The organism is Oxalobacter paeniformigenes (assembly GCF_027158465.1).
GTDB classification, from domain to species: Bacteria; Pseudomonadota; Gammaproteobacteria; order Burkholderiales; family Burkholderiaceae_D; genus Oxalobacter; species Oxalobacter paeniformigenes.
This window is the reverse complement of sequence record NZ_JAMKYL010000001.1, coordinates 835,772-862,539: the sequence shown is the minus strand read 5'-3', so window position 1 is coordinate 862,539 and position 26,768 is coordinate 835,772. Positions and strand designations below refer to the sequence as shown.

General features: G+C 49.5%; 26 protein-coding genes and 2 tRNA genes. 14 read left to right on the top strand and 14 right to left on the bottom strand.

The genetic code is table 11. The features are described 5' to 3' along the window. Positions 1-78: 78 nt before the first annotated feature. The 4 genes from NAI64_RS03945 (at position 79) to NAI64_RS03930 (ending at position 4,102) form a co-directional block, all read left to right on the top strand. The gene (locus NAI64_RS03945) at positions 79-1,248 is read left to right on the top strand and encodes a glycosyltransferase family 9 protein (protein WP_269297946.1); all 1,170 of its coding nucleotides are present in this window, start codon (positions 79-81) and stop codon (positions 1,246-1,248) included. A 207-nt stretch (positions 1,249-1,455) separates the two neighbouring features. Next, the gene (locus tag NAI64_RS03940) at positions 1,456-1,944 is read left to right on the top strand and encodes a class I SAM-dependent methyltransferase (protein ID WP_331282605.1); all 489 of its coding nucleotides are present in this window, start codon (positions 1,456-1,458) and stop codon (positions 1,942-1,944) included. Further along, positions 1,944-2,885: a hypothetical protein gene (locus tag NAI64_RS03935; protein WP_269297945.1), complete on the top strand. Its 942-nt coding sequence runs from the start codon at positions 1,944-1,946 to the stop codon at positions 2,883-2,885. The genes NAI64_RS03940 and NAI64_RS03935 overlap by 1 nt, the downstream gene beginning before the upstream one ends. Positions 2,886-2,914: 29 nt before the next feature. After that, a complete protein-coding gene (locus tag NAI64_RS03930; protein WP_269297943.1) occupies positions 2,915-4,102 on the top strand; it encodes a glycosyltransferase family 9 protein in 1,188 nt (395 codons plus the stop codon). 220 nt (positions 4,103-4,322) lie between these two features. Here NAI64_RS03930 and NAI64_RS03925 read toward each other — a convergent pair. From NAI64_RS03925 to mutL, 5 genes are all read right to left on the bottom strand, one after another. Beyond that, a tRNA-Phe gene (locus NAI64_RS03925) sits at positions 4,323-4,398 on the bottom strand. A gap of 59 nt (positions 4,399-4,457) precedes the next feature. Beyond that, positions 4,458-4,534 (bottom strand) — tRNA-Met (locus tag NAI64_RS03920). Positions 4,535-4,628: 94 nt separating this feature from the next. Next, complete coding sequence (gene miaA / locus NAI64_RS03915; protein WP_269297942.1) at positions 4,629-5,594, bottom strand: tRNA (adenosine(37)-N6)-dimethylallyltransferase MiaA; 966 nt, start codon at positions 5,592-5,594, stop codon at positions 4,629-4,631. Positions 5,595-5,795: 201 nt separating this feature from the next. Further along, positions 5,796-6,263, bottom strand: coding sequence for a hypothetical protein (locus NAI64_RS03910; RefSeq protein ID WP_269297941.1), 468 nt, complete (start codon positions 6,261-6,263; stop codon positions 5,796-5,798). 268 nt (positions 6,264-6,531) lie between these two features. Beyond that, positions 6,532-8,421 (bottom strand): DNA mismatch repair endonuclease MutL, encoded by a 1,890-nt coding sequence (gene mutL, locus NAI64_RS03905; protein WP_269297939.1) that lies wholly within the window; start codon positions 8,419-8,421, stop codon positions 6,532-6,534. Between the two features lie 198 nt (positions 8,422-8,619). Here mutL and NAI64_RS03900 point away from each other — a divergent pair, with 198 nt between their 5' ends. Genes NAI64_RS03900 through NAI64_RS03890 form a run of 3 tightly spaced genes read left to right on the top strand, consistent with a single transcriptional unit; the run spans position 8,620 to position 10,209 of the window. Next, the gene (locus tag NAI64_RS03900) at positions 8,620-9,267 is read left to right on the top strand and encodes a VTT domain-containing protein (RefSeq protein ID WP_269297937.1); all 648 of its coding nucleotides are present in this window, start codon (positions 8,620-8,622) and stop codon (positions 9,265-9,267) included. 10 nt (positions 9,268-9,277) lie between these two features. Beyond that, entirely contained in the window at positions 9,278-9,736 is a 459-nt protein-coding gene (locus tag NAI64_RS03895) for a hypothetical protein (RefSeq protein ID WP_269297935.1), read from the top strand. Next, complete coding sequence (locus NAI64_RS03890; protein WP_269297932.1) at positions 9,733-10,209, top strand: GNAT family N-acetyltransferase; 477 nt, start codon at positions 9,733-9,735, stop codon at positions 10,207-10,209. Before NAI64_RS03895 ends, NAI64_RS03890 begins: the two co-directional genes overlap by 4 nt. A 65-nt stretch (positions 10,210-10,274) precedes the next feature. On the opposite strand, the gene NAI64_RS03885 is transcribed toward NAI64_RS03890, so the two are convergent. Together NAI64_RS03885 and NAI64_RS03880 are read right to left on the bottom strand one after the other, a co-directional pair. Continuing rightward, a complete protein-coding gene (locus NAI64_RS03885; protein ID WP_269297930.1) occupies positions 10,275-11,684 on the bottom strand; it encodes a homospermidine synthase in 1,410 nt (469 codons plus the stop codon). Positions 11,685-11,810: 126 nt separating this feature from the next. Next, positions 11,811-12,101: a hypothetical protein gene (locus NAI64_RS03880; protein WP_269297928.1), complete on the bottom strand. Its 291-nt coding sequence runs from the start codon at positions 12,099-12,101 to the stop codon at positions 11,811-11,813. Between NAI64_RS03880 and NAI64_RS03875 the strand changes: the two genes are divergently transcribed. From NAI64_RS03875 to prmC, 4 genes are all read left to right on the top strand, one after another. Next, positions 12,100-12,606 (top strand): response regulator transcription factor, encoded by a 507-nt coding sequence (locus NAI64_RS03875; protein ID WP_269297926.1) that lies wholly within the window; start codon positions 12,100-12,102, stop codon positions 12,604-12,606. The genes NAI64_RS03880 and NAI64_RS03875 overlap by 2 nt on opposite strands. A gap of 103 nt (positions 12,607-12,709) precedes the next feature. After that, positions 12,710-13,792 (top strand): peptide chain release factor 1, encoded by a 1,083-nt coding sequence (gene prfA, locus NAI64_RS03870; RefSeq protein WP_269297924.1) that lies wholly within the window; start codon positions 12,710-12,712, stop codon positions 13,790-13,792. 89 nt (positions 13,793-13,881) lie between these two features. After that, positions 13,882-14,343 (top strand): disulfide bond formation protein B, encoded by a 462-nt coding sequence (locus NAI64_RS03865; RefSeq protein WP_269297923.1) that lies wholly within the window; start codon positions 13,882-13,884, stop codon positions 14,341-14,343. 19 nt (positions 14,344-14,362) lie between these two features. Continuing rightward, the gene (prmC, locus tag NAI64_RS03860; RefSeq protein ID WP_269297996.1) at positions 14,363-15,202 is read left to right on the top strand and encodes a peptide chain release factor N(5)-glutamine methyltransferase; all 840 of its coding nucleotides are present in this window, start codon (positions 14,363-14,365) and stop codon (positions 15,200-15,202) included. A 107-nt stretch (positions 15,203-15,309) separates the two neighbouring features. On the opposite strand, the gene NAI64_RS03855 is transcribed toward prmC, so the two are convergent. From NAI64_RS03855 to NAI64_RS03825, 7 genes are all read right to left on the bottom strand, one after another. Continuing rightward, complete coding sequence (locus NAI64_RS03855; protein WP_269297922.1) at positions 15,310-16,686, bottom strand: MATE family efflux transporter; 1,377 nt, start codon at positions 16,684-16,686, stop codon at positions 15,310-15,312. 110 nt (positions 16,687-16,796) lie between these two features. Beyond that, positions 16,797-18,527, bottom strand: coding sequence for an ABC transporter ATP-binding protein/permease (locus tag NAI64_RS03850; protein WP_269297920.1), 1,731 nt, complete (start codon positions 18,525-18,527; stop codon positions 16,797-16,799). Then, positions 18,520-19,431: a ChaN family lipoprotein gene (locus NAI64_RS03845; protein ID WP_269297918.1), complete on the bottom strand. Its 912-nt coding sequence runs from the start codon at positions 19,429-19,431 to the stop codon at positions 18,520-18,522. The genes NAI64_RS03850 and NAI64_RS03845 overlap by 8 nt, the downstream gene beginning before the upstream one ends. 10 nt (positions 19,432-19,441) lie before the next feature. Then, complete coding sequence (locus NAI64_RS03840) at positions 19,442-21,733, bottom strand: TonB-dependent hemoglobin/transferrin/lactoferrin family receptor (protein WP_269297916.1); 2,292 nt, start codon at positions 21,731-21,733, stop codon at positions 19,442-19,444. A 16-nt stretch (positions 21,734-21,749) separates the two neighbouring features. Beyond that, positions 21,750-22,184 (bottom strand): ExbD/TolR family protein, encoded by a 435-nt coding sequence (locus NAI64_RS03835; RefSeq protein WP_269297914.1) that lies wholly within the window; start codon positions 22,182-22,184, stop codon positions 21,750-21,752. Positions 22,185-22,186: 2 nt separating this feature from the next. After that, positions 22,187-22,942: a MotA/TolQ/ExbB proton channel family protein gene (locus NAI64_RS03830; RefSeq protein WP_269297913.1), complete on the bottom strand. Its 756-nt coding sequence runs from the start codon at positions 22,940-22,942 to the stop codon at positions 22,187-22,189. A gap of 33 nt (positions 22,943-22,975) precedes the next feature. Beyond that, positions 22,976-23,857, bottom strand: coding sequence for an energy transducer TonB (locus NAI64_RS03825; RefSeq protein ID WP_269297911.1), 882 nt, complete (start codon positions 23,855-23,857; stop codon positions 22,976-22,978). Between the two features lie 184 nt (positions 23,858-24,041). Here NAI64_RS03825 and hutX point away from each other — a divergent pair, with 184 nt between their 5' ends. The 3 genes from hutX to hutW are packed head-to-tail and all read left to right on the top strand — an operon-like array spanning position 24,042 to position 26,573. Next, positions 24,042-24,569, top strand: a complete 528-nt coding sequence (hutX, locus tag NAI64_RS03820; protein WP_269297909.1) for a heme utilization cystosolic carrier protein HutX — start codon at positions 24,042-24,044, stop codon at positions 24,567-24,569. Beyond that, positions 24,566-25,228, top strand: coding sequence for an NAD(P)-dependent oxidoreductase (locus tag NAI64_RS03815; RefSeq protein WP_269297908.1), 663 nt, complete (start codon positions 24,566-24,568; stop codon positions 25,226-25,228). Before hutX ends, NAI64_RS03815 begins: the two co-directional genes overlap by 4 nt. Beyond that, on the top strand, positions 25,212-26,573 hold the full coding sequence (hutW, locus tag NAI64_RS03810) for a heme anaerobic degradation radical SAM methyltransferase ChuW/HutW (protein ID WP_269297907.1): 1,362 nt from the start codon (positions 25,212-25,214) through the stop codon (positions 26,571-26,573). Before NAI64_RS03815 ends, hutW begins: the two co-directional genes overlap by 17 nt. Positions 26,574-26,768: the final 195 nt, after the last annotated feature.

Below are 26,768 nucleotides of genomic sequence, written 5' to 3'. Positions count from 1 at the left end.
TTGAGAGTTAATTTGGTATAAATGCAATATGTGTTTTTGTTTCGTTTTGTAATTTTTACATAAGAGTGGAATGGTGTAATGCGTAAATATCTTGAAGATTTGCAAAGAAAGATCAAGAATTATAGCGTGAGAAAAGGAATAACTGCAAAACAAATTGCTATTAAATTGGTAGTATGGAATATTAAATTTTTGTTCAGAAAAATAAAAAAAAAGTCGGAATTTTCTGGTGATATTTTTCATGTTGCAATAATACCACAGGCTGGTGTTGGTGATTTTGTTTATGCAGCAAAATATATTTATTGTTTGAAAAAAAAATTTGATAAAAATATTTCTATTGATGTTTATGTGGATCATAATTTTGAGGTTGCTGAATGTTTTTGGCGTTCAGCATCATATATAAATAGTATAAATACGCAAAAAAATAATAAATGTTATGACTGCGAAATCGAAATATGTCGTTTTCCTTGTATTCAATATCTCGATAAAAATCGACTTCTTGAAATTGGGAATTCTCAACTAAAGGAATATTTTGAATTCATAGATAGATTTCAAGCGGAAAACGAGCTTTTATATCAATCGGATTATCTTGGGAGGTGTTATTCGATATTAAATGGAAGAAAATGTGAAAATCAGGCTGACATAGCTGATATGTTGAATATGACTGATGCTAATAAATTTATTATAAAAACTAAAGAGGATTTTGAAATTCTATCGAAATTTGGTTTAACTAAAGATCGTTACATTGTGATTCAAACTGGACCAGGTTTACATTTTAAAGGTGTAAATGATGTTCGTCAATGGCCGATAGAATATTATGTTGAACTGGTTGGCAAATTAAAGTTAGCATATCCTGATGTAAAAATTTTACAAGTTGGAGAAGTTTATCATAAACCTGTATTAAATGCTGATATTAATTTGCTCGGTAAAACTAGCTTTTTGGAAATGCTTGTTATATTAAAGTGGGCATGCATTCTAATTGCTCAAGATGGCGGTATGCCGATACTGCGACACTTTACTTCAAGGAAATCGTCATGTATTTTTTTTGGACCTACTGATAAGAATTTTTATGGATTTGATGAAAATATTAATTTATCTGCGAATGTTTGCGCAGGATGTGAATGGTTGACGGAAGATTGGTATTTGAATTGTGTAAATAAAAAAAAATCATTGTGTATGAAAAGTATATTGCCTAATTTAGCATTTGAAAAAATTAAAATGGTTATAAATAAGGCTCTTGGTTTTAATTGAGGTTTTTATTTCAAATGCTAATTTATTTTGATGGGGTGCGGTTATGAATTTTTTGTGTAAATATGAAGTGTGTGGAAATGGTGTAATAAAAGAAATAAATATTGATAAAAAATTTGTTTATGATAATGATTATGTTGAAAATAGTTATATAAGAAAATATCCGAACTTACAGCTCAAACGATGGCATATTTGCGTCTGGGAAATTTGGTGGGTGCAATTGGTCATGTTCCTGAGAGTATTTTGGATGTGGGATATGGTAGTGGGGTTTTTTTAAAAGCGGCAGCGGAAATTATTAGAGATGTTAATGGGTATGATGTGCCACCTGCGTATCCAATTGATGATAGCAGGATAAAGGTTCAAGATTCCATGTTTTCAAGATATTATGAATGTGTTTGTTTTTTTGATTCATTGGAGCATTTTCATGATATTTACGAAATTAGAAAATTGAAAACGAATTATATTTATATTTCTTTGCCATGGTGCCATTATGAAGAAAATAAAGATGATAAACAATTTATGCAATGGAAGCATAGAAAGCCATCTGAACATTTGTGGCATTTTGGAAAGAAATCACTGGAAAGTTTTATGAAAGAAATTGGGTTTGAATATATTTGCCACTCAAATATTGAGGATGCCATTCGAAAGCCAGAACGAAATGAAGCGAATATTCTTACGGCTTTGTTTAGGAGACGTTGATGTTTAAAAAAATACGTTATGATGATGGGCGGAGGGTAATTACTTTCCTTGGGTTAAAAATATTTAGTTATTATAAAAGAAAAACCTCCAAGGAAGTACAAAAGGAAATTCGCAATTATTTAAAGCAGATAAATGATGTTTCTAACTTTATTTGGCGTATTCATATTGAATATGTAAGAGGAAATTTGAGAGCTGTATTGCCAAAAGGGCGTCTTGAGCACTATGAGTTTTCTGTATATTCACAGAATGGTGAGGATGGAGTAATTGCTGAAATTATTAGGAGAACGGGTATAGATAATAGAACCTTTGTGGAATTTGGCTCTGCAGATGGAAGCGGAAGTAATACTCTTTATCTCTTAGTGCAAGGATGGAAAGGTTTGTGGATTGAAGGAAATTACAAATATTATGAAATCGCAAAAGATAGGTTGAAAAAATATATTGAGCAAAATAATTTGTTTGTTGAAAATAAATATATATATCCAAATAATATAAATGAAATTATATCAAAATATTTTGACAATGTAGAAATAGGTGTATTGTCAATAGATATCGATAGTTATGACTATGATGTATGGAAGGCTATTGATTGTATATCACCATGCATTGTTGTTGCTGAATATAATGCAACATATCCTCCACCTGTAAAATGGTATTTGCCATATACAAAAGACTACAGTGGATACCATGATGATAATTATTTTGGAATGTCACTTTCTGCAGCAAATTCTCTGGCTAAACAAAAGGGTTATGTTTTGGTTGGGACGGAAATGAATGGGTCAAATGCCTTTTTTGTTAGACAAGATATTTTCGATAAAGTAAAAGATAGATTTCCTTATCCACTTGATGAAGTTTCGCTATATAATCCGCCAAGATACAATTCTATGCCCTACTATAGGGGGCATAAAGAGAGTTTTAAATATTCAAAAATAAATGACGAATAAAGATTGTCTGTTATTTATATGGAGAGGCTATGAGTTATAGCGAGGAATCAGAACGTTTGATGGCGTATTATAGAAAAAAATATAATTACAATTCAAGAAAAATTGCATTGCGAATGCTTAAATGGAATTTTAAATGGCTATTTAAAGATGACATTGCGCTTGAACGTGGAAATCATTATCCATATGTTGCCGTTGCTACAGGCATTGGTGATGCATTATGGAGTTTTGTATTGATTCCCGCATTATTAAAAAAACTGAATACAAAAAAAATAAATTTGGTTGTTTATGATGATGATAATATGGGGGTGGTCAGAAAGCGTTCTTTTGATATGCTTTATAGATTTAATTATGTAGAGGACGTCGTATCATTCAATTTTAAGATATATGATAATCCACAAATTGATGATAAAACAGGGTGCTATAATTACCTGAAAGCTGGTAAATATGATTATTCATCCAAACATCCTTTTGACTATTCACTCATTGTGAATGGCTATCTAGAACGTGGTATAGGTTTTGATGCTATTGCAAATCAACTTGGATTAGATGAAAATTATATAGATCTTAACATATTTTCTCATTATAATGCTTTACCTCAGGATAGCATCATTAGTAATAAATTATTAAAAAACGGTAAATATATTGTTTTATACTTTGGCCCCTTAAAGGGAAATACCTCGGAGATGTTCAATCGAGGTGAATATTGGAAAACTAAAGATTGGTATTTGCTTTGTAAGGCATTGTATAAAGCATGGGGGTTGCCGCTTGTCATAATAGGAGCAAATTATGATTTGTCATACTATCATAAATTTATGAATGAAATACAGGATCTGGAAATATTGCCTTATATCATAAATCTTATTGGTGTAACATCATTACCAGAAACTATTGCGATTATAAAAAATGCGCATTGTTTGATTGGCTATACATCAGGGATGCCGATAGTATCTACTTATCTTGGTACAAAAACGGTAATGTTTTGGCGGCCTGGTAATTTGTCGTTATTTGAAGATCACCATGTTGGATTTAATGACGGTTTTACCACGAACTGGGTGCCAAAAAGTATGAAAGATCTGGGGGAATATATACCTGTATGGTATTCTCAAGATAATGCAAAATCTGTTTTTCAGAAAATAATATATTCTGGATGGTCTCCTACATCAACATGTGAGAAAAAATCAAAAGAAATATTAGATGATCCTGAATTCTTTATATAATTGGAAAATAATATTTATGGATGATGGTTGAAATATCATATATTTAGTGTATGCATTTTGATTTTTAAGATTTTAACTGAGCGATGTGGCTTAGTATTTGTGGTATAGGAATATTTTGAATAATGCATGTTAATTATTTAGTTTTACTAAAAATATGTTCTTAGATTAATTGAGTATAAAATAAAAAAAGCCCGATCATATGATCGGGCTTTTTAAATTCTGGTGGCCCGGGGCGGAATCGAACCACCGACACAAGGATTTTCAGTCCTCTGCTCTACCAACTGAGCTACCAGGCCATTGCGGTGATTATAACAGATTTTAAATACTGCTCAAAAATGTTATAACCGCTTTAATTTGGTGGTGATAGGTGGACTTGAACCACCGACCCCAGCATTATGAGTGCTGTGCTCTAACCAGCTGAGCTATATCACCGAAGAGATGTGCATTCTGACGGTTTTACGCCTGATTGTCAAGCGTCTTTTTTAATTTTGTCGTTTTGATGTGATAAAAACCTGTCATTTGTCATTTAGGACTTTTCGGAAATTATTGGTTTGCCGATCTTGCCCTTGATATGCTCCATGATTTGCACGGGCGCGTCGGGTGTGAGGCAGTCGATGACGATGCGTTCCGGCATGGCGCGCAGCCAGGTTAGCTGGCGTTTGGCGAGCTGACGTGTGGCGGCGATGCCTTTGTCTCGCAGGGTCTTTCGGTCGTAGTCTCCGTCAAGGTATTGCCAGGTCTGGCGATAGCCGACGCAGCGCATGGAGGGCATGCCGAGGTGCAGGTCACCGCGTTGGCGCAATCGGCGGACTTCTTCGATCAATACGTCGTTTTCGAGCATCTGGTCGAACCGCAGTGCGATGCGTTCGTGCAGTTTGCTGCGGTCGGATGGTTCCAGCGTGAACGGTATCAGCTCAAAGGGCAGGTTTGCCTGTTTTTTGCCTGAATGCAGGGCGGACAAGGGTTTTCCGGTCAGTTCGATGATTTCCAGTGCGCGCTGGATTCGCTGGGCGTCGTTCGGTTTGAGCCGTTGTGCGGTTTCAGGGTCCAGTTCGGCCAGTCTGGCATGCAGGGAGGGCCATCCGGCCTGTGCGGCTTCTTCGTCGAGTCTGGCGCGTATCGCGGGGTTGGCTTCGGGGAGGTTGTCCAGTCCTTTTGTCAGGGCGTGGAAATACAGCATGGTGCCGCCGACCAGCAGGGGCAGTTTTCCGCGCTGCAGGATGCTTTGGATGAGCGAGAGGGTGTCTTCGCGGAATTGTGCGGCGGAGTAGGTTTCGGCCGGGTCGATGATGTCGATGAGATGGTGCGGAACGGCGGCTTGTTCTTCGCGGGATGGTTTTGCGGTGCCGATGTCCATGTCGCGATAGACGAGGGCGGAATCGACCGAGATGATTTCGCATGGGATATGGCGGGCGATTTCGAGCGCGGCGGCGGTTTTTCCGGAAGCTGTCGGTCCCATGATGGCGATGACAGAGGGTTTTGTATCCTTCATGTTGTGTGTGATGCGGCTACGGAACAGGTGTTGCCTTGTTGTTTTTGAAAATGGAATGCCGGTTGTAAATGTTTTTCCGGCATACCCGTTGTGATAACAGGAAGCGATACAGACGGGATATCTGTATCGCTTGTATGATTTTACACGGACGTGAGGAATGGTTGCATTGCATGCACTGGCGGAAGTGCATGATGCGATGTGTTATCTCTTGAGCAGGTTTTTCAGAAGGTTGCTTCCCTGGTTCGTAGCGGAACCGTCGCCGGATGTCAGGATGGAATTTGACAGAACGCTTTTCGCGCTTGTCCGGATTTGTTCGCGGATCATGTAGGAGCTGATGGTGGTAGCTGCATCCTGCAATCCGGTCGTGGGTTCGTGCAATGCGACTTGTAAAGCCTCCTTGCTGCACGACGAGGCGACCAGTCGTGTCAACAGACTTTTGGTTTTCTGATCCACCTCGCTGGTTTTTTCAGCAGGAATGGTCGCGATCGATTTGGTGGCGCTGCTTTTGCCCAGTGTCACGAAAGCCCATTGCGTCAATGTCGTTTTGTCTTCGGATGTGGTGTTGTTGTAGAGGCATTCTCCCAGTGCGGTCGCGTAGTCTCCGGCAACGGCCGAGCCACAGGTTAACAGGCCAAGTAATGCTGCGGCAGTGATGGTTTTGATTTTCATGGTTTGCCTTTCTGTTTGCGATGTATGAATGGAAATATGCGTTTGCCGGAGTGTATTGCCTGAATGGATCGGTTTTCCGGCGATACGTGGATGGACAAAAGATATCCTGTTTGCAAATGATACGCTGTCGGAGCGATATGTTCAGCATGAAAATACGGCCGACGTTTGTCGGGATTCTGAAAGAGATATCAGCGCGGTGGTCCGGTATAACCGGAAATCGGTTTTTTCATCAATTGACTGTCGGAGTACGGGATATCCACGTTTCGGGTTATTGTCCGCGCATGAACAGGGCATCGAGTTCGGCCATTCCCAGTTGTGTCCATGTCGGGCGGCCGTGGTTGCACTGGTTGGCGCGTTCGGTTTTTTCCATGTCGCGCAGCAGTGCGTTCATTTCGGGGATGGTCAGGCTGCGGTTGGCGCGGACGGCATGGTGGCAGGCGATAGTGGCGAGTCTTTCGTTTCTTTTTTCCTGTGTGATGCTGGATGTGCCGTATGCGTGCAGGTCTTTCAGTAATGCGTGCAGGGTCGCTGGCAGGTCGGCTTGTCTGAGCAGCGTCGGGACGGTACGGATGGCGAGTGTTTCCGGCGAGAGGATGGAAATGTCGAAGCCAAGCGCCAGCAGGGTGTCGCGGTGTTCGAGTGCAGTGCCGGACTCGGTTTCGCTGACGCCGAGGGTGACCGGAATCAGCAGGGTCTGGGTTTGCAGGCTTTGTTCATCCAGTGCGTTTTTGAGTTTTTCATAGACAATACGTTCATGGGCGGCGTGCATATCGACGAGTACGAGTCCTTGCCGGTTTTGTGCAAGGATGTAGATGTCGTGCAGCTGCGCCAGTGCAAAGCCTAGCGGAAATTCGTCGGTATCGTTTTGCGCCTCGGCAAAATGCCTGATGGTATCGTCAGGTGATGCGGATGCGGTATTGTCGATGGCGGATGCGTGAGCCGTTTCAGTCTGGCGCAGGGTGTCGCGGAACAGGGTGCCGTACGCTTCGATGTTCTGTGCGATTCGCAGGGATGCAGGTGGCGGGGTGTGACGCCATGATACGGATGAAGTCGGGCCGGATGGTTTGTACTGTATGGCAGTCGTTGCTGGTGGCTGTTCTTCGACGGTTTCCGTTCCGGATGGCAGCGTTTGCGACAGCATGCGTCCAATGGATTGATAAATGAAGTGATGGATGGCGCGGCTGTCGCGGAAGCGGACTTCGGTTTTCGCGGGGTGGACGTTGACATCGACGCGGGAAGGGTCCAGCGTCAGATACAGCAGATAGACAGGGAACCGGTTGCCATGCAGGACGTCTTCATAGGCTGCGCGGACAGCATGTGTCAATAGCCGGTCTCGGACGAAACGGCCGTTGACATACAGATATTGCATGTCACCGCGAGTACGGGATGCCGTGGGCAAGCCGATGAAACCGGAAAGTGAGAGCATGTCGTTGCCTTCACCTGCCGTGATATCGACCGGCAGAGTAGAGGACAGGAAAGTTTCGCCCAGTATCTGGTGGCAGCGTTGTGACAGGTTGTTGGCCAGGTAATGCGCCGTTGTCTTGCCGTTATGCGACAGGTTGAAACGGATGCCCGGGCGGGACAGTGCGATGCGTCTGACGACTTCGGCGCAGTGTCCGTACTCGGTCTGCTCCGACTTGAGGAATTTTCGGCGTGCAGGTGTGTTGGCATACAGTTCGCGTACATCGACGGTGGTGCCTTGTGCGCCGGGTACCGGCGATAGCGTCATGGAGGGGTCGTTTCCCCTGATTTGCCATGCGTGAGGTTGTCCGGTGTTGCGTGATTGCAGGGTCATGTCGGCGACCGAAGCGATGGATGCCAGCGCTTCACCCCTGAATCCCAGTGTCGCGACGTTTTCCAGATCGTGCAGGCTGGCGATTTTGGATGTGGCGTGCCGCGTCAGGGCAAGGGCAAGTTGTTCGGGCGGGATGCCGCAGCCGTTGTCCGTGACGGCGATACGCTTGATGCCGCCGCCTTCGAGGCGGATGTCGATTTGTGTCGCGCCCGCATCGATGGCGTTTTCGAGCAGTTCTTTCACGACGGCGGACGGGCGTTCGACGACTTCACCGGCCGCGATTTGCGAAACCAGAATGTCGGGCAACAGTTGAATGATTCCCGAGGGGACGGATGCGTGGCGTTCGTTTTCCATGATCGGCATTATATCGTATGGCGTCTTCACGGATGCAGGTTGGCTTATGGTTTCAGTCTTGGCATACAGAAGTTTCACATATCATCGGAAACGGTTTTTTCATGGATGCATATTGCGAAAAAAGATGGCAAATGCGTCAAATAATGCGTTTTTACTGGCGATTTTCTTCTATACTTCTGGTTTGTTCTTTTTATACGTTTTCCTGTTATGGATATCATGCAATTGCTCAGCATGATCCTGCATGTCGATAAAGTGCTGGGCACGATGATTTCACAATACGGGACCTGGGTGTATGTCGTCCTGTTTGCTATCGTGTTTTGCGAGACCGGCCTGGTCGTCATGCCGTTTTTGCCGGGCGACTCGTTATTGTTCATCGCTGGCGCTTTCTGTGCCACGGGAGCCCTGAATGCCGAATTGCTGATGATTTTGCTGATTATCGCTGCCATTATCGGCGATAACCTGAATTATTTTATCGGGCGCAAGATCGGGAGGGCGGTGTTCACAAAGGATTATCGGTGGATCGACAAAAGGGCATTGCATCACACACATCTGTTTTTTGAAAAGCATGGCGGCAAAACGATCACGATGTGCCGTTTCATTCCATTGATTCGTACGTTCGCGCCGTTTGTCGCAGGCGTGACCGAAATGCATCTGATCAAGTTCCAGCTCTACAATATCGCCGGAGCCATTCTCTGGGTATGTGGTCTGGTGCTGGGCGGGTATTTCTTCGGCAATATTCCGATTATCCGGGATCATCTCAATACGATCGTGCTGATCGGGGTCGGCGGTGCCGTGATACCGCTTGTTCTGGGTGGGCTCTGGAAGTTCTACACGAAAACGATACGTTCTCATTAATGGATGGATTATGCGTAATGTTTTGAAGGCTTGTGTTTGTCTGTCGTTTCTGATGCTGGCGGCCTGTTCCAAACCGCGGCAGATCGCCATCAACGGCGCGCCGTTGCATGAACCCTCGAAAACCGCCATCCTTCAGGAAGGTTCCCTGTTTTTCCGTGGACTGGATGGCAAGCATCTCGATCTGGCCGATACGCCGAACCCCTATGATCATGTCGTTTATGTCCTGACAAGCGGCAGACATGTCATCTATGCCATGAATATCCAGGGCGGTCATATCATGATGCCTGAGGACTTGCGCTGTTACAAAATCGAAGCCGATCTGGAAGCAGGAATGCATTACATGATGGCAGAAGACAAGGACAGGCAGATCGCCTATATCAAGCGTGTGGATACGGATGTCCGTATCGCCACGGCCAAACCGTTTGAAACGCAGACGGCTTACAGCGGCGGGTGCAACTGGAAACAATGAGCAATGCCGTCATCAGCAGGGCTGGAGAAAGCGATATACGCGATCTGGTAGTTCTGACGTCAGAGTATCTTCAGGAAGTGGCACGTGCTGCCGGTCGGGATGGTTTTGTACCGGACAGGGAAAGAATCGGCGAAAAACTCGCGGAATTTCTGGATATGCCGGATTATGCCGTTTTTGTCGCACGTTCACCGAAAGGACATCCCCTCGGGTTCGTCACGGTTTTCCAGATGCCAGTTCAGATACGAGAGGAGCCTTTCGCCATTCTGGAAAGGCTGTATGTGCGGCCGGATTACCGGCGCCGCGGGATCGCGCATCAGCTGCTGGAGGATGCCAAGCGTTTCGCACGTTCCCGGAAATGCCGTCGTTTGCAGGCGACCTTGTCCGCTTTTTTCGTGCTTGATGATGCGCTTGCTTTTTTCAATGCGGAGCGGTTTTACGAAACCGGTGGAAGAAAGCACAAGATTGCCTTGTAAAGAAAAGGCGAATAAAAAAGCCGTAACGGCATGGCACGTTACGGCTTTTGTGTTTTTTCACGCGATCAGCTGACGCGGATGTTCTTGAACTGGAATGGATCGGACGGATCGACGTCTTCCTCGAAAGGCCAGTTGCGCCCTTCCAGTGGCGTCCATTGTCCGTATGAACCGACGATTTCACCCAGGTAGGGGCGGGCAATGTCAATCATGGTGTCGTGGTCGATATCGTCCGGTTCGATGACGCCCAGTTTCGGGTTGCGGATCGCCCAGACGACGCCGGCCAGTACGCCTGCTGCGACTTGCAGGCTCGTGGCGTTGTTGTAGGGGGCGCTTTTGCGTGCCTCGTCGATGCCCAGATGGGAACCGTACCAGTACACGCCTTTGGCGTTGCCCATGAGCAGTACGCCCAGTTCGTCTACACCTTCCTCGATTTCATCGCGCATCAGGCGCTTGACGGGTTGTTCACGCCAGTTCTTGCCGGCCAGTTCATGAACGGACAGCACGGCATCGTCACAGGGGTGGTAGGCATAGTGAACAGTCGGGCGGTAAACGACTTCGCCGTTTTCGCGTACCGTCAGATAGTCGGCAATCGAAATCGATTCGGAATGGGTGATGAGGAAACCGCGGTAGGATCCCTCCATCGGTGTCCAGCTGCGTACCTGTGTCGCCGCGCCAGGCTGGTTCAGATAGATGGCTGCCTTGCAGCCGAAGCTGTGCGTACCGGCGTCTTTCGGCCAGTGTTTTTCGTGCGATCCCCAGCCGAGTTCGGCAGGCTGGAGACCTTCGCCGATGAAGCCGTCGATAGACCATGTATTGACGAATTCGTTGCGTTTTTTGCGCACGGAAGTGTTTTGTGTGTCGCGTTCGGCGACATGAATGACGCGGATGCCGAGCAGGCGTGCCAGATTCGCCCATTCTTCACGGTTAGACGGCCTGGTATCGATGCCATTGTCTTTCGCGACGTTCAGAAGCGCCTGTTTCAGAAAGCCGGAAACCAGTCCGGGATTTGCGCCCTGGCAGACGATGGCGGTCGGGCCGCCCGGATGCTTGCGCCCGAAATCCAGTGCGGCTTCGCGCAAGGCGTAGTTGGAACGGTCGGAAGCGGATGTGCTGGTATCGGTATAGCCGCCTTCCCAGGGTTCGATCGAGGTATCGATATAAAGCACTTCTTTTTCGTGACAGAGCGCCATCAAGGCCAGACTGGAAACAAATACGGAAAGATTGACCAGAAAATCGCCTTTTTCAAGCAGCGGTTCGAGTACCTGCCGGTAATTGTTTTCCGTCAGACGGATTTGCTGGTAAGGTATGCCGTACTGACTGGCGATCTGTTCGTCATCGGTATCGGCTGAGACAATCCTGATCCGTTCAGGCGTAATCGGCAGATGCCGCAAAAATAACGGAAGAACGCCTTTGGCAATACTGCCGAAACCGATAAAAACGATTTTTCCCGTAAAATTTGCGAGTTTGTTTTCCAATTTGTTTCCTTAACAGTGATTTTCCGTTTTTCTGACGGAAACGGGGTACACGAAAAGTCGATATGAAACTTCTTTTGTATTCCGCATACCTTGCAAGTATATGAATACAAAAGGGTATAAAATTAGTTATTTTACGTTAATTCTAACGCCGATTGACAGGTTTTGATAAGTGATTGCGGAGAATCGGTTTTTGTTTTTTCCGGTTTGCCGCTTTTCCATGTTGGTATTCATGAAAGTTTTTCTGGTTGATACAAGTATGCCGGCGGTTTCAAAACTTGAGCGGGCATTGGCATTTTCCGGATTTTCCTGTGAAAAGCATATATTTTCCGGAAAATTTCCGGATTTTGGCGCAAGCTCTGACAATGGGGAAACCAAAAGGGTTTTGTTGCTGGGGCATGGGCTGGATGTTCGCGTCATGCTGGCATTCGTCCGGCATTGCCATGAAGTGGTGCCCGCCATGCCGGTCGTTGCGGTAGTCAGGGCAGGGGAGTGTGATGCGATCCAGTCGTTGCTTGACGCGGGCATTAAGGATTATCTGTGTATGCCGGTTCGTTTGCATGAACTGGTTACCCGGGTAAGCCTTGTGGTCAGACAGGTCTATCCGTCCGAATATGCGGCCGGTGTGAGTACCATCGGCCCGTTTGTTTTTTCACGTTATCCCAACAGGGTGACGCGTGACGGCAAGGAAATCGTTCTGACGGCGCGTGAATTCGAACTGGCATCGTTGTTGTTCGCGCATATCGGGCAACCTCTGTCACGTCTGACGCTTGAGGAAACGGTCTGGCCGGACAATGAAAACGAATTGAGCCGGACTGTCGATACGCACGTTTCGCGGGTGCGGAACAAACTCGGTTTGCATGAGGGATCCGGATTCAGTCTGCAGCAGGTCTATGGATACGGATATCGGCTTGTCCGGCGATGATTGCGCCATGTACAGACTTTGCGATGAACGAAAACAAGGGTACCGGACACGCTATAATGTCGGCTTTACCGAAATGCCTTCCTGAAATATTTTTTGTACGACCATGAAATCTTCCATGCTGGCCAAACTGGAACAGTTATCCGATCGCTTGACGGAAATCGACGAGTTGCTGATGCAACCCGATGTGGCGTCCGACCAGGAAAACTACCGCAAGCTCAATCGCGAGCATGCCGAACTCGCGCCGGTGGTCGCCTTGTACAAGGATTTTTTCCAGGTGCAACAGGATGTTGAAACTGCAAGGGAAATGCTGGCCGATCCGGAAATGAAGGAATTCGCCCAGCAGGAAATCGGCGAGGCGGAAGAAAAGATGGCGAAAATCGAGGAAGAATTGCAAATCATGCTGCTTCCCAAGGATCCCGATGATGGCAAGAACATCTATCTGGAAATCCGCGCAGGTACCGGCGGGGATGAATCGGCGCTTTTCGCGGCCGATCTGCTCAGGATGTATACACGCTTTGCGGAAAAAAACCGCTGGAAAGTCGAAGTCGTCTCGGCCTCCATGTCGGAACTGGGCGGTTACCGTGAAGTGATCGTCCGGCTGGTTGGACAGGATGTTTATTCCAGGCTCAAGTTCGAGTCGGGTGGTCATCGGGTGCAGCGTGTTCCTGTGACGGAAACACAGGGGCGAATCCATACCTCAGCCTGTACGGTCGCGGTAATGCCCGAAGCCGATGACGTCAGTGAGGTGCATATCAATCCATCGGAAATCCGTATCGATACTTTCCGGGCGTCCGGTGCCGGTGGGCAGCATATCAACAAGACCGATTCTGCCGTCCGGATCACCCATTTGCCGACGGGTATCGTGGTCGAATGTCAGGATGACCGCAGCCAGCACAAGAACAAGGCGCAGGCCATGCAGGTGCTGGCGGCGCGTATCAAGGACAAACAGTTGCGCGAACAACAGGCCAGGGAAGCGGCGACACGCAAGAGCCTGATCGGTTCGGGTGATCGCAGCGAACGTATCCGTACCTACAATTTCCCGCAGGGAAGGGTGACGGATCACCGGATCAACCTCACGCTGTACAAGCTGGAATTCATCATGGATGGCGATCTGGATGAACTCGTCAATGCGCTGGCGGCGGAACATCGTACCGAATTGCTGGCGGAAATGGCGGCGCATGCCTGAGTTTGCAGCGTGTCAAACGGATGGAAGTTTTTTTCATGGAAATGCCCGGTGCGATTGCCTGATTTTCAACGGGGTTGTATAAATCGGTTATGAAATCCCGATATGTCCTGATAACCATCTCGTTGCTGTGTACAGGGTTCATCCTGTTCGCATTGTATCTTCAGCTCTTCTGGATGATGCTGCCATGTCCGCTTTGCGTATTGCAGCGGTATGCCTTCATCGTCATCGGCTTGTGTGCTCTGGCAGGGCTGATGACACATCGGGTACGTTTGTGTGCTTTTTTCGCCTTTCCGGTTTCGATAACCGGTATGGGACTTGCGCTTTATCAGTTGTGGGTCATCGCGCATCCGGGGATCCAGTGCGGTCGCGATCCGCTGGAAGCGGCGGTCAACGGGTTGTGGCCTGCCAAATGGTTGCCGGTGCTGTTCCATTCGGACAGTCTGTGTGGCGATATTCTCGAACCCATACTGGGTCTGACTCCTCCGCAATGGGGGGCATGCTGGTTTGCGGTATTCGCTGTCGTTTTTTTCATCTTGATACGCCGTGGATAAGGTACAGACAGAACAGGGGATGCCGGCCATTCATGCAGGCATGACCATCCAGTCCGTTTTGCAAACGGTAAGGATGGTGCCGCTGGAATTGCGCATGCTGCTGGAACATACGCTCGGTTTTACACGCGTGAAGCTGATAACACACGCTGACCATGTGCTGACGGAAGCGGAAGCGAAAGCGCTTCTTGAGGCGATATCCAGACGGCTGGCTGGAGAACCGGTGGCCTATATTGTCGGGACGCGGGAATTTTACGGCTTGCCCTTTGTTGTGACGCCGGATGTGCTGATTCCCCGGCCGGAGACCGAATTGCTGGTCGATCTGGCGCTGGAACGTTTGCCCGAACGGGGCAGACTGGTCGATATGGGAACCGGTTCCGGTGCGATAGCTGTTTCGGTTGCCGCTATGCGACCCGATGCCGAAGTGTGGGCGAGCGATGTGTCCGAAAAGGCACTGGCTGTCGCCCGGAAAAATGCCGATGCCAATTTGCCGGAAGGCCGTTCCGTCCGTTTTTTGCAGGGCAGCTGGTTCGATGCGTTTTCACATGATGCACGTTTCGATCTGATTGTTTCCAATCCGCCTTATATCCATGCACAGGACGATCATTTGCGTCAGGGGGACTTGCGGTTCGAGCCACCCGATGCCCTGACGGACCATGCCGACGGTTTGTCCGCGCTTGAAATTCTGGTGAAACATGCGCCTGCGTTTCTGGCGAAGGGGGGATGGCTGCTGATGGAGCACGGTTATGACCAGTCCATCGCCGTTAGGGACATGCTGCTGTCACGGGGTTATGTGTTCGTGCAGAGCTGGAAAGATCTGGCCGGTATCGAAAGGGTCAGCGGCGGGCGGTACGGCATCTGAATGTTGCCGTTCCCATCTTTTTATGGCGTTTGTTTCCGATGGGGCAGAAGATGGCGCCGGTTTTTATCCATGGATGAAATGCGCTTCGTTCTATATGGCGAAAACACTCAGGATTTGATGCGTTGAGGTGCTTTTCTGAGGATTTTTGGAAACTGCCAGATAAAAATCAGTGTACAGCAAATAGCGGCTGTCCCGTCGGCGATGGCTTCGGCGGCATAAACACCGGTAACGCCTATCAGGCGGGATAACAGAAAGGTCAGCGGAATCAGCAAAATGACTTTTCTGAGCAATGCGATGAAGATCGAGATCCTGGCTTGTCCCAGTGAGACGAACATGTTCTGGCATGCGCGTTGCAGCCCGAAAATGCTCATGCCACCCAGAAAGATCGGCATGGTCCAGCTGACGGTTTCGATCAGTGCGGCATCGCTGGTGAAGGCGCGGGCGATCGTGGCGGGAAACAACATCATGACCAGTATCAGCGCAAGGTTGAACGAGAACATGATAGTGATGGCGATGATGGCGCAGCGTTTCACACGGGATGTATTGCCGCGACCATAATTGTAGCTGGCGACGGGGACGAAGCCCTGGGCGAAACCGACCATCGGCACGCCGGCGATTTGCATGGCGCTTTGCAGAATGGTCAGGGCACTGACATAGATATCACCGTACATTTTCAGGTGGCCGTTCAGTGCGAAACCGACCAGACTTTCCGTACTGGCCATGACGAACGGGGATGCGCCCAGGGCGAGTATGCCGAAAACGATGCGGTAATCGGGGCGGATATAGCGTTTTTCCAGCGGCAGTGAAGCGCGATGCGAACACAGGAAACCCAGTACACAGACGGCACTGCCCATTTGCGACAGGACGGTGGCGATAGCCGCTCCCCTGACGCCGAAATCGAGCCAGAAAATGAAGATGGGGTCGAGAATGATATTCAGTATGGCGCCTGTCAGTACGGCAAACATGCTGACGGTCGGACGGCCCTGTATGTTGATGAAACTGTTCAGTCCGGTGGCCATTTCGACGAACAGGGTACCGAGCAGATAAATCGACAGATAGTCGGTGGCGTATGACAACGTGTTTTCGGATGCGCCCGCGAAACGCAATACCGGTTCCATGAAAACGTAGATCGTGGACGATGTGCACAGGGTGAACAGAATCAGCAGCAAAAAACCGTTGCCCAGTATCTTGCCGGCACGTTCGCGGTCGCCTTGTCCTAGCGCGATGGCAGCCAATGGTGCGCCGCCTCCGCCGACGATCGCCGAGAAAGACGCGATCAGAATGATGATGGATGTCGTGACGCCGACACCGGCCAGTGCATCGGTTCCGATGCCGGGGATGTGGCCGATGTAGATCCGGTCCACCATGTTGTAGAGCAGGTTGACGAATTGTGCCGTGATGGCAGGCAGAGCCATTCTGAAAATGAGCGGGAGCAGGTTTTCCTGTCCGAGCCGTTCTTCATAGCGGAAATTTCTGTTGTTCATTCATGTCAGGATAATTTCGTGCGAAAAAAGTTTATTGTATGACCTTCACAGGTGTTTGTCGGTTTCCTGTCGCCATGTCAATACAGGCACGGGCGTGCAATGACGGTTTTTCAGGCAGTGGCATGCATGAACGTATGTTGTGCAGGTTGACTTGATGATGGCCAAAGGTCGATACGGCGATATTGACCGAGGCCTTTCGGCTCGCGGTGAGCGATGACGATGAATCCGGTATCAGGCAGCGAAGTACGTAAAAGATGATAGAGTTGTTCCTCTGCACAGGCATCCAGTGAACTGGTAGCTTCATCGAGAAATACCCATTTTGGCCGGGTGGCCAGAATGCGTGCCATCATCAGCCGTTGCTGTTCGCCGCCGGACAGGCGGTAGTCGCTGCCGATTTCTCCCGCCTGTTCAAGTTGTGCTTCGTGGCGCGGGCATGTCAGTCCGACTTTTTTCAGCAACTGGCGTATGTATTCCGGGTCGTCGGGTTTGCCGGGATAGGTGACACATTCGGCGAGGCTGCCCAGTGGCAGGTACGCTTTTTGTGGCATGAACAGTATTTTGCCGGCAGGTAATGTTACTTCGCCGTTGCAGTAAGGCCAGATTCCGGAAAGCGCTTTTAAAAGGGTCGATTTGCCGATGCCGGAAGGGCCGTCAATCCATATGGCTTCACCCGCAGTGACGACAAGTTCGGGGATGTGAAGCAGATTTTGCCCGGATGGGTTACGTAAAGTCAGGTTACGGATACAAAGCCGGTTATCGCTTGAATGGGAAACAGCAAGGGGCGAAGGTTGTTTACCGATAGTTTCGGCATGATGCATGAAAGAAGACAGACGGTTGGCAGTAGCCGAAAGTTCGGCCAGTTCCTTGTAGGAAAAAATGAACCATGACAGCGTCGTGACCAGACGGGTGAAAGCCGATCCGAGTTGCATCAGTCCTCCAAGGGCGACGAATCCTGCCAGATAGGCCGGAAACGCCAGAAAGAGTGGAATGCGCAGGACGGTCATATAGTAGGGACGTGTGAAAAGACCGAGGATGAATTCACGGTTGATACGATGACGCCAGTTTTCGATGATGCGTTTGAAACGTTTGTCGATGATGTCGTTTTCTGCCGTTTCACCGTTTTCCAGTGCAACGGCTTCACGGGATTCGCGCAGGCGTGCCAGCGCGAAACGCATATCGGCTTCCCGGTGTTGCTGAACGACGTTCAGTTTCATGAGCGGTGCACCCATCCAGTGGGTTAGACCGCTGGAAACCAGAACGTATATCGGAGCTGCCCAGACAAGATAATGCTCGATGACGATTTCCGTTCCGAAGAGAGTGAAAGCGATCGGGAAATCCGACAGTTGCCACAATAGCGTGAGATAGGTCGTCAAACCGACGAGACCGGTAAAGAGGTCCAGTCCTTTTCCTGTCAGCCTGTCGACGAAAATCCGGCAATCTTCCGATATTCTCTGGTCAGGATTGTCCAGTGGCGAATTTTCATCCGTATTCATGTGCCAGTATGCCTTGTGGGAAAACCAGCGTTCCAGCGAAGCACGGGTCAATGTGGTTCTCCAGCGGATCTGGACGAGTTGCCGGATATAGGATGCGACCAGAAATTGCAAGGCACTGACCAGTGTGATAAGACCGAAAATTCCGATTTGCCACAAGGCTGCGCGTGCATCGTATTTTTCCAGTGCACTGTAAAAATCCTTGTTCCAGCTGATCATCCTGATGGCAAGCTGGATTTCGACAAGGTTCAGTGCCAGTACAATGAAACAGTAAAGGATACCGATTTTGCCTCCCGGTCCTTTGATACACAGACTGACCAGGGTGGCAATGCGTTTTAAGGTGTTATTCATCTTGCGATCGTTTGTTTTCCCGGTTTTTCGGCATGGCGATTCTTGTCGCACGGGGTTCCGGCATGTCGATCCGGAAAATGGCGTCGGCCATTTTCCGGTCTGGTTCCGGTTGCCATTCGGGCTGGTCGGAAGTCAGTAATACGGCCGTGTCGGTGATACCGAGATCGGCCAGCTGATAAGGTGTTCCGTGACCGTATTCAAGGTGACCACGGCCGATGATGCCGATGATGAGCGGTTTGGGCGCGGCTGGCGGTATTTCATCCAGTGCATGAACGATATTGCAGGCGAATGCCCTGTCCCAGGTTTGCATGGCACGCATGAAACGTTCGCGGTCAGGCAAGGGGGCATTGGTTGCATTGTTCGGACGGCGAAGGCTTCCGTACGTAGCCAGATGGGCATGATAGGCATCGGTGGCCGGTGCCGCCGGAGTCAGTCCATCACGTTCGGGTTCTGGAATGGCATCCCACCCCAGTTTCCCGATACGTGAAACCAGTTCACGATAGCAGTTCAGTGCCAGCATCCGGATTTTTTGCTGACGACAGAAGTGAAAAAGCGGCAGGTAAATTTCGGCCGGGAATCCCCATACATCGAGCCATTCGGATTTTTCAAGAAATGTTTTCGTATCGAGCCGACCATCCACCCATTCGTCGAGTACGGGCTGAAGACGTCGCGGAAACATTTCGAAACCCATCATCATATTCGGACGTAAGGCATAAAGCGTTGCGGCTACATGCAACTGCCAGCGATGGATTTCTGCGACATCATGTGTTTCGCCAAGCATGACGACGGATTTTTTTGCCATTTCCGTCATCAGCGGTTTGAAGGACAGGAGTTTGCCTGTCACAGGATCTATCCAGGTGGCACGCGGATGTGCGACGGTCTGCGGTTTGATTGTGTCAGTCATGTCGCCTCCGTCAGAAACTTGCCGAAAGACTGACGGCGAATGTACGTCCCGGACCGGTATGGAGTTCCAGCGGATTGGTGTAGATCGTGGCGGGATTGGCCGGATGATCTTCCAGCGTGGCTGCCGAGCTTTCGAAATAACGGCGGTTCAGGATGTTCAGTACCGATGCGGTCAGACGGAAGGTCTTGTCGATTTGCCAGTTCACGTAACCATCGAACAGGGCGTATCCGCCCGGTTTGAAGTAATCGTTGTCGCTGACACGGTCGATTCCGTGAGTGAAGGTACCGAACAGCTGGGTGGTAAGACCGTATTGTGGCATTTCATAGGTTATTCCCAGTATCGCTGACAAAGGGGAAGCACCGTCGAATGGGACATATTTCCGTCCGTTGTCACTGGTCTGTTTGCCATACTGGTAAACGGCACTGCTGTTTAAAGTCCAGTTTCTCGCAAACCGCCACTCTGCAGAAGCCTCAAGACCGTACAGTTTGACCTTGTCGACGTTTTTGTAGGTATATTTGAGTTCGTTGGCTATCTGTTGTCGGCCGAGAATGAAATTGGTGTAATCACTGTAAAAGGCACCGATAGAGAACCAGCCTTTATCGAATTGTCCCCTGAATCCGATATCGAACGATTTGACTTCTTCGGGTTTCAGGTCGGGATTCGGAACGAGCTGCATGACACCCATGTCATAGGACGTGTAAAGCTGCTCGGCAGTCGGCATTTTGAATCCTTCCGCATAACGTGCATAAATGGAGTACTGGTTGTTCAGTTTGAAAAGCGTTCCCAGTTGCGGCAGCCATTTTGTTTCACTGATCTTGCGAGGTTCGCTTCCCTCGATGATGTCGTAATACCGGTTTGGCGTCGGATCAAGGGAATAATATGCACGCCTGATACCGGGAATGAGTTTGAAACGGTCATTGAACAGTTTGATTTCATCCTGAAGGTACAGGTCGGCACGAATCGTTTCGGCATTGGCGAAATTGCTGCCGCCACCTATGGTGGTAGTCGATGTTCCCAGCGTCAGATTGTCTGTAACGCTTTTGTTGTAGTAGTCCGTATCGGTTTTGTCGCCCTGAAAACCGTACGTCAGTTTATGTTTCGTGGCACCGAGGTCAAAACTGGATGTGAACTGTAAATCGGCCTGATAGAAATCCTGACCGTAGTCCGTGTGTCCGGAAGCGTAAAAGTTCTGGTTCGTCTTCGTGTTTCTGTACCAGCGGCGATCGGAAAGGGAACGTTTCTGTGGAGAATAGGAGAGACGCCAGATCACGTTGTCCAGTGCCGCCGCATTGATATCCCAATCGTGTTCCAGTGCGACGCGCAGCCGTGTCTGTCTCTGGTTTCTGAAACGGTCTCCGTTGTCGGTGCTGGACATTCCCATCGCACTGGGAAGAATGCCTCTGTCGTAAAGCTGGTTGATATGGGTATCTGATTCGAAAAATTCGCCCGTCAGTTTGAACTGGTGGTCGGCGTTCGGACGGAGAATCAGTTTGGTCAGTGCATTGTTGACTTCTGCATCTGTCGGGTTGAAACGGTCGCAGCCAAGACCATTGCGGTTACATCCCCATTGTCCTCCGTCGGAACGTGCATTTCGCAGCCGGGTTTCGTGATAGGTACGGTGCGTGTAGCCGAACATGACCTGGGCTGCCGGGTTGATCTGGGCGGCGACCATGGCATTCTGGCTGTGGGCATAATTGCTGCCATCGAATCCGTAGCTGGCCGTTCCGCCTACCTGATTGCCTTTCAGAAGATCGTCAGGATCAAGTGTCCGGTACGATACCATGCCGCCCAGCGCATCGGCGCCCCACAGAACCGATGCAGGCCCACGCTGGATTTCGACGGCTTTCAGGGTCGACATATCGACGAAGTCGCGGTTGCCGGCATCGTTGGCTTCGATCACGCGTGCACCGTCAACCACGATCTGGACCCTGTTTCCACCCACACCGCGGATCGTAAATCCACCGAGGCCGCCAAAAGGTGTGGTTCCGGATGCCTGGCGATTGACGGAAACACCGGGCTGGTAACGGACCAGTTCCTGAATGTTGTTGACATTGTGATCTTCGATTTCTTCACGGGTGATGACACTGACCACAGCAGGTGTATCCAGCACTTTTTCTTCCTGTCGTGTCGCGGTTACCGTGATGGCACCCATTTCATGGGGCGATTCTTCACGGGTTTTCCAGTCTGACGTGACGGCATGTGTGGTTTCAGATGGTGTTTCATCCTGTTGCGCATGTGCCATGGGCGCAAGGCAGAGTGTGGCAGAGGCGAGGCCTATGCCAAGCTTGTAAAATTTTTTCATTTGTATGTGTCCGCTGTTAAGGGAGAGAGGTTTGTTTTTCTTGTGGTCTGGTGATGAAACCGATGGTGGTCAGGCCGGCGCGACTGGCGTCCGACAAGGTTTGTGCGACATATTGATAATCGGCATGTCTGTCGGCATAGATATGGACTTCAGGCATGGGGGTTTCCCTTGCCGCTTCCGCGAAAAGTGCCTGTGCCGTGTTGCGCCCGACAGGGGTTCCGTTATACAAAAGGTTTCCGTTCGACTCGATGGCCAGATCGATTTTCGCCGGTGTGGTTTCGACATTTTTCGAACTCGCCTGTGGCAGTTCGATCCGGACCGAATGAGACAAAAGCGGTGCGGTGACGATGAAAATGACAAGCAGCACCAGCATGACATCGATTAACGGTACCATGTTCATTTCGGCCATCGGCGTCCGGCCGTGTTTGTTTTCGAATCCTCCGAAAGCCATGATCAGCCCCGCTTGATGTGATGGACTACCGGCGACATGGCTGTTTTTTCATGCGGTTCGGTATTGATGGAATAGGGTTTTCCGGTCGTCAGGAAGGTCAGCAGTTCGTTGGCGAACATGTCCAGTTTGGACATCGTGACATTGTTGCTGCGTACCAGCCAGTTGTATCCGATGACGGCAGGGATGGCGACTGCCAGTCCGATACCGGTCATGATGAGTGCTTCTCCCACAGGACCGGCGACCATGTCGAGCGTGCCTGCACCGCTTGCACTGATATTGATAAGGGCGTTGTAGATGCCCCAGACTGTTCCGAACAGGCCGATAAACGGTGCGGTCGATCCGATGGTCGCCAGAACGGTCAGCCCGTTTTCAAGACGGGCAGCGTCTTCATCCATGACCATGCGCATCGTTCGTGTGACGAATTCCTGTTGTGTCCCCGCTTCGGACAATTTCGCGGCGCCGTAGTGGATATGATGTTCCTTGGCATGTTGTGCATGGGCGGTCAGATGCGAGAAGGGGCATTTGATGCCATGTGTCTGGATTTCATGTCGGACCGCGTCAAGGGATGTGGCGTTCCAGAAAAACTGGAGAAATGCATTGCTGTAACGTTTGCGTCGCCATCCGGCGATTCCTTTGACGATAATGAGCGTCCAGGATACGACGGACATGCCGATCAGTATGACAAGAATCGTTTTCCCAAGAAAATCGCTTTGGGCGATGAAATGACTGAATCCGATATTGCTGGTTGTAGTTTCCATTTTGTGATGTTTTCCGTTGGTGGAACAGGTGGGTTATTTGTTGCTCAGGTTGAACCGGTAAGGGATGATGGCCATGGCGAAGAGCGGGCGGCCATGTTCGGTGTAGGGGTGGAATGTACTGTGTCGCGCTGCTTTCAGAGCCGCTTCATCCAGTCTGCTGAATCCTGAGGAAAGGACGACACGTGCGTCATGGACACGACCTGCCGTATCGACGACGACACGGACATTGACTTGGCCCGATTCATGTTTCTGGATGGAACGGGGCGGATATTCAGGTTTGACAGCCCGTTTGTAGCGTAAGCTGGAAAGCGATACCGAACGGGCGATGCCGTTTCCGGTACTGCCTGTTCCGATACCGTTACCGGTTCTGTTCCCTTCACCCTGTCCAACACCGCTTCCTGCACCGTTTCCCTTATCGTTTCCTGCACCGTTGTCGTTAGCAGTGTTTGATTCCTGAGAGGAATGCATCGGCTTGGCGGAAGCGAAAGAGGAACCGGAAATTGTTTTTGATTCAGGTGCAAGAGGGGATGCCCGTTCGGCAAGAGATTTTCTGACGACATTGCTTTCTGGCGTGGTTTTTCGTGTTGCGTTCGTTGTCGCAATGAGTTCCGTCAGTTTTTTCTTTTTTCCGGGAGCGGGTTTTTGGACGGAACTGAGTGGTTGCCGTACAACCGACATTCCTGACGTGGAAGGACTGCTTCGCAAAACGGAAACGATGAGCGCCTTGTTTCCACCACCTGTACCGTTGCCGCCACTGGCGTTTCCTCCCGGCTCGACCAGAGGGATGTTTTCCAGTGCGATGGCGACGAGAATACCGTGCAGTAGCAGAACAGCGCTTGCCAATCCCAGGACCACCGGTTGAGGCAAACGGTCGATATGCCGGAGCTGGAAATACGTCGGAATGTGTATGGTCATGGTTCGGTCAATGAAAGAAAGGCATGTAATTTTTTGTAAAATTTTTTACAAATGATAATCATTCTCATTTAAAATTGTCAACACAAACAAGAATGATTCTCATTTGTTTGGCGAAGACAGGTTTCAGGTATCGACGGGTCTTCAACAAACTTCACGAAGTTTTCAGAAAGAGAAGAAATACGACATGACGAATACAACATTACCCATGAACAAGACGGCCATTCGTGAAAAACTTTTGGAAAATCAGGGACTTATGCTAGAAGGGATTGCCACCAATGCCAGTCTGACGCTGGCTGAAGTGATCGAGCTGCTTCCTGAATCCATGTGGAAAAAGAAAGATGGCAGTTGTTTTGTGGAGATCATGCAATCGCTTCCTGCCTTGGGAAAGGTGACACTGGTCATGAATACGCCAGATGCGATCCTGGAATTTTCCGGTGTATTGCCGAATGGAAAGCTGGGGCAGGGTTTTTACAATTTTGCCTATAACGGTCCGTTGCACGGTCATTTGCGTGCCAGTCATTGCCAGTCGATTTATCTGGTGGAAAGGCCTTTCATGAAAAAGCAGACGGTGAGTCTGCAATTCATCAATAAAGCGGGAAATGCCATGTTCAAGATTTTCGCCGGACGTGACGAGAAAGGGGAGCTTGTCCCGGAACAGCTTGCCGTCATGCGATCCTGGTTTTCCGGTGACGAAACCGGAGCGACGGTATGAAAAAGGTCGATTTGCTGCTTTTTGGCGCGACACGCCATACCGGTTTTTCCATTGCTCGTCTGGCTGTCGGGAAGGGGGAGACGGTTGCAGTCATGGCAAGGAAAGAGAGCGATGTATCCGGTTTGGAAACGTTGGGAGTGACCGTTGTTCGTGGTGATGCATTCGATATCCAGGATTGCAGACGGACACTGAATGAAATACGGCCTCGCAGGGTGGTCAGCCTGATGGGGGGGAAGAATGCACAGGGTCGCCGTGTTTGCGGAGAAGGCAATATCAATGTCATTCGCGCGCTAAAAGAAAGTGACGCGGTAGAGCGGATTTTGCTGGTGACGTCGATGGGATGCGGCGAACAGTATGAAGCGTTGAACGATCATGTCAAAAAATTTCTTGGCGAGGCGCTGCTGGCCAAAACCGAAGCGGAAAATTATCTGAAAGAAAGTGGATTGCCCTGGACGATCGTCCGTCCGGGCGGTTTGAGTGACAAGCCTGCATCCGGCAATTTCTGCCTGCTGGATGAACCAGACGGAAGCAGGAAAGGCTATGTTTCCCGTGGTGATGTGGCTGCTGCGGTTTTGCGGGTGCTGGACGATCCTGTCTGGCTGTATCGTGCCGTGACTGTTCAATGCGATAAGGGAGTAGAGGATGGGATTCAAGCCTGAAATTTCCGATTTTTATGCACGGCTCTCGTCCGATCCGCTGACGATGGCTTTTGCTGAAGAAAAGAAAGCGATGCCTTCACTTGCGCGGATGCAACGTCAGCCGCCGGAGTGGAAGGGCGGGTCTTTTGCGGAGTTCGGTCCGGAAGCGTTTATGGCACGACCGGAACGTCCGCTCGCCCTGTATGTTCATGTGCCGTTCTGTCATCACCACTGTACTTTTTGCCCTTTTTATATCAATCAGACCAAAAAGGATTTCAGCAAGGAATATGCTTCGTTGCTTCTGAAAGAAATCGTCGATACGGCGCATGTGCTGAGAGAAGTAGTGGATAAACGGTCGGTCGATGCCATTTATTTCGGGGGCGGAACGCCGAGCGATCTGGATCGGGACGATATGGCGGCGGTCATTCGTGCCTTGCATGACTGTTTCAGAATATCTCCCGAGGCGGAAGTGACTGTGGAAGGCAGGACGACCGGATTTACCGCGGAAAAAGGCAAGGCGTGGGTCGAAGCAGGTGCAAACCGTTTTTCTTTGGGGGTTCAGTCAGCCAATACGGCATTGCGAAAAAAACTTGGCCGGATATCTTCCAGGGAAGAGGTCGGCGAAACGCTCAATGGTTTGTGCGAAAGCGGTGCTTCGGTCGTTATCGATTTGATGTACGGGTTGCCCGGACAGGATATTCCGATGCTGCTGGACGATATCCGGTATATCAGCGAGGAAACGGATATCGCAGGGCTTGATCTGTATGAACTCCGGTGTTTTCCGGACAGTCCGCTCGACAAGGCGATTCAGCGCGGAAAAATGCCGATGCTGCCGGAATTTCATGAAAAAGCCAGAATGTTCGGCGCTGCGTATGCACGTCTGTACGATTACGGGTTCGAGCATTTTTCGCCGAAGCATTGGCGCCGCAATCGTCGTGAAAGGTCGTTGTATAACCGTCTTGCAGGAAGGCAGACGGATATGATTCCTTTCGGATCGGCTGCAGGCGGTCGGCTGGGGACGATCGGTCTCGGTACGGCAAGGGATATCGCGAGTTATACGGAAATGGTCGAACGTGGCGAGAAGCCGCTTTCGAGAATCGCGTTTTCTCCGCTTTCCGTCGATCGTGGCGGTTTTTCCCATGAGCTGGATATCGCCATGGAAAGTTTGCGCTTGCCTGATATAGGCAAATGGCCGGTATCGTATCGCGAATCGGGAAAAAAACTGCTTGCGCAATGGAAAGAGGCGGGATTGCTTGCCGACAGCAGTGACGGAAAGGGAATGTCGCTGACTTGTGCGGGTTTTTTCTGGTCGGATCGGTTGAAAAAGTTGCTGGCGGACTTCGTTGCGGTTCCGGTCGCCGGATAATCCTGTTTTATTTCGGGAAAAAAGCTGTTTTCAGGAGCAGGCGGTTTTTTGTGAAATCGTATGGATGCGGGATTTTTCTGCTGTACAGGTTCTCACGATGACGGAAAAAGGCGGGACGATCCGGAATGAATCGGTTGTGACGGAAATGCCTGACTGTCTAGGAGTGCGGAATAATTCGCTACCGGCGTGGAATAA

What these genes read in the sequence shown, in the direction of transcription:
- NAI64_RS03945 (WP_269297946.1), top strand. Translation starts at nt 79, where the DNA reads ATGCGTAAATATCTTGAAGATTTGCAAAGAAAGATCAAGAATTATAGC.
- NAI64_RS03935 (WP_269297945.1), top strand. Translation starts at nt 1,944, where the DNA reads ATGTTTAAAAAAATACGTTATGATGATGGGCGGAGGGTAATTACTTTC.
- NAI64_RS03930 (WP_269297943.1), top strand. Translation starts at nt 2,915, where the DNA reads ATGAGTTATAGCGAGGAATCAGAACGTTTGATGGCGTATTATAGAAAA.
- miaA (WP_269297942.1), bottom strand. Translation starts at nt 5,594, where the DNA reads ATGAAGGATACAAAACCCTCTGTCATCGCCATCATGGGACCGACAGCT.
- NAI64_RS03910 (WP_269297941.1), bottom strand. Translation starts at nt 6,263, where the DNA reads ATGAAAATCAAAACCATCACTGCCGCAGCATTACTTGGCCTGTTAACC.
- mutL (WP_269297939.1), bottom strand. Translation starts at nt 8,421, where the DNA reads ATGCCGATCATGGAAAACGAACGCCACGCATCCGTCCCCTCGGGAATC.
- NAI64_RS03900 (WP_269297937.1), top strand. Translation starts at nt 8,620, where the DNA reads ATGGATATCATGCAATTGCTCAGCATGATCCTGCATGTCGATAAAGTG.
- NAI64_RS03895 (WP_269297935.1), top strand. Translation starts at nt 9,278, where the DNA reads ATGCGTAATGTTTTGAAGGCTTGTGTTTGTCTGTCGTTTCTGATGCTG.
- NAI64_RS03890 (WP_269297932.1), top strand. Translation starts at nt 9,733, where the DNA reads ATGAGCAATGCCGTCATCAGCAGGGCTGGAGAAAGCGATATACGCGAT.
- NAI64_RS03875 (WP_269297926.1), top strand. Translation starts at nt 12,100, where the DNA reads ATGCTGGCATTCGTCCGGCATTGCCATGAAGTGGTGCCCGCCATGCCG.
- NAI64_RS03880 (WP_269297928.1), bottom strand. Translation starts at nt 12,101, where the DNA reads ATGACGCGAACATCCAGCCCATGCCCCAGCAACAAAACCCTTTTGGTT.
- prfA (WP_269297924.1), top strand. Translation starts at nt 12,710, where the DNA reads ATGAAATCTTCCATGCTGGCCAAACTGGAACAGTTATCCGATCGCTTG.
- NAI64_RS03865 (WP_269297923.1), top strand. Translation starts at nt 13,882, where the DNA reads ATGAAATCCCGATATGTCCTGATAACCATCTCGTTGCTGTGTACAGGG.
- prmC (WP_269297996.1), top strand. Translation starts at nt 14,363, where the DNA reads ATGCCGGCCATTCATGCAGGCATGACCATCCAGTCCGTTTTGCAAACG.
- NAI64_RS03855 (WP_269297922.1), bottom strand. Translation starts at nt 16,686, where the DNA reads ATGAACAACAGAAATTTCCGCTATGAAGAACGGCTCGGACAGGAAAAC.
- NAI64_RS03850 (WP_269297920.1), bottom strand. Translation starts at nt 18,527, where the DNA reads ATGAATAACACCTTAAAACGCATTGCCACCCTGGTCAGTCTGTGTATC.
- NAI64_RS03845 (WP_269297918.1), bottom strand. Translation starts at nt 19,431, where the DNA reads ATGACTGACACAATCAAACCGCAGACCGTCGCACATCCGCGTGCCACC.
- NAI64_RS03840 (WP_269297916.1), bottom strand. Translation starts at nt 21,733, where the DNA reads ATGAAAAAATTTTACAAGCTTGGCATAGGCCTCGCCTCTGCCACACTC.
- NAI64_RS03835 (WP_269297914.1), bottom strand. Translation starts at nt 22,184, where the DNA reads ATGGCTTTCGGAGGATTCGAAAACAAACACGGCCGGACGCCGATGGCC.
- NAI64_RS03830 (WP_269297913.1), bottom strand. Translation starts at nt 22,942, where the DNA reads ATGGAAACTACAACCAGCAATATCGGATTCAGTCATTTCATCGCCCAA.
- NAI64_RS03825 (WP_269297911.1), bottom strand. Translation starts at nt 23,857, where the DNA reads ATGACCATACACATTCCGACGTATTTCCAGCTCCGGCATATCGACCGT.
- hutX (WP_269297909.1), top strand. Translation starts at nt 24,042, where the DNA reads ATGACGAATACAACATTACCCATGAACAAGACGGCCATTCGTGAAAAA.
- NAI64_RS03815 (WP_269297908.1), top strand. Translation starts at nt 24,566, where the DNA reads ATGAAAAAGGTCGATTTGCTGCTTTTTGGCGCGACACGCCATACCGGT.
- hutW (WP_269297907.1), top strand. Translation starts at nt 25,212, where the DNA reads ATGGGATTCAAGCCTGAAATTTCCGATTTTTATGCACGGCTCTCGTCC.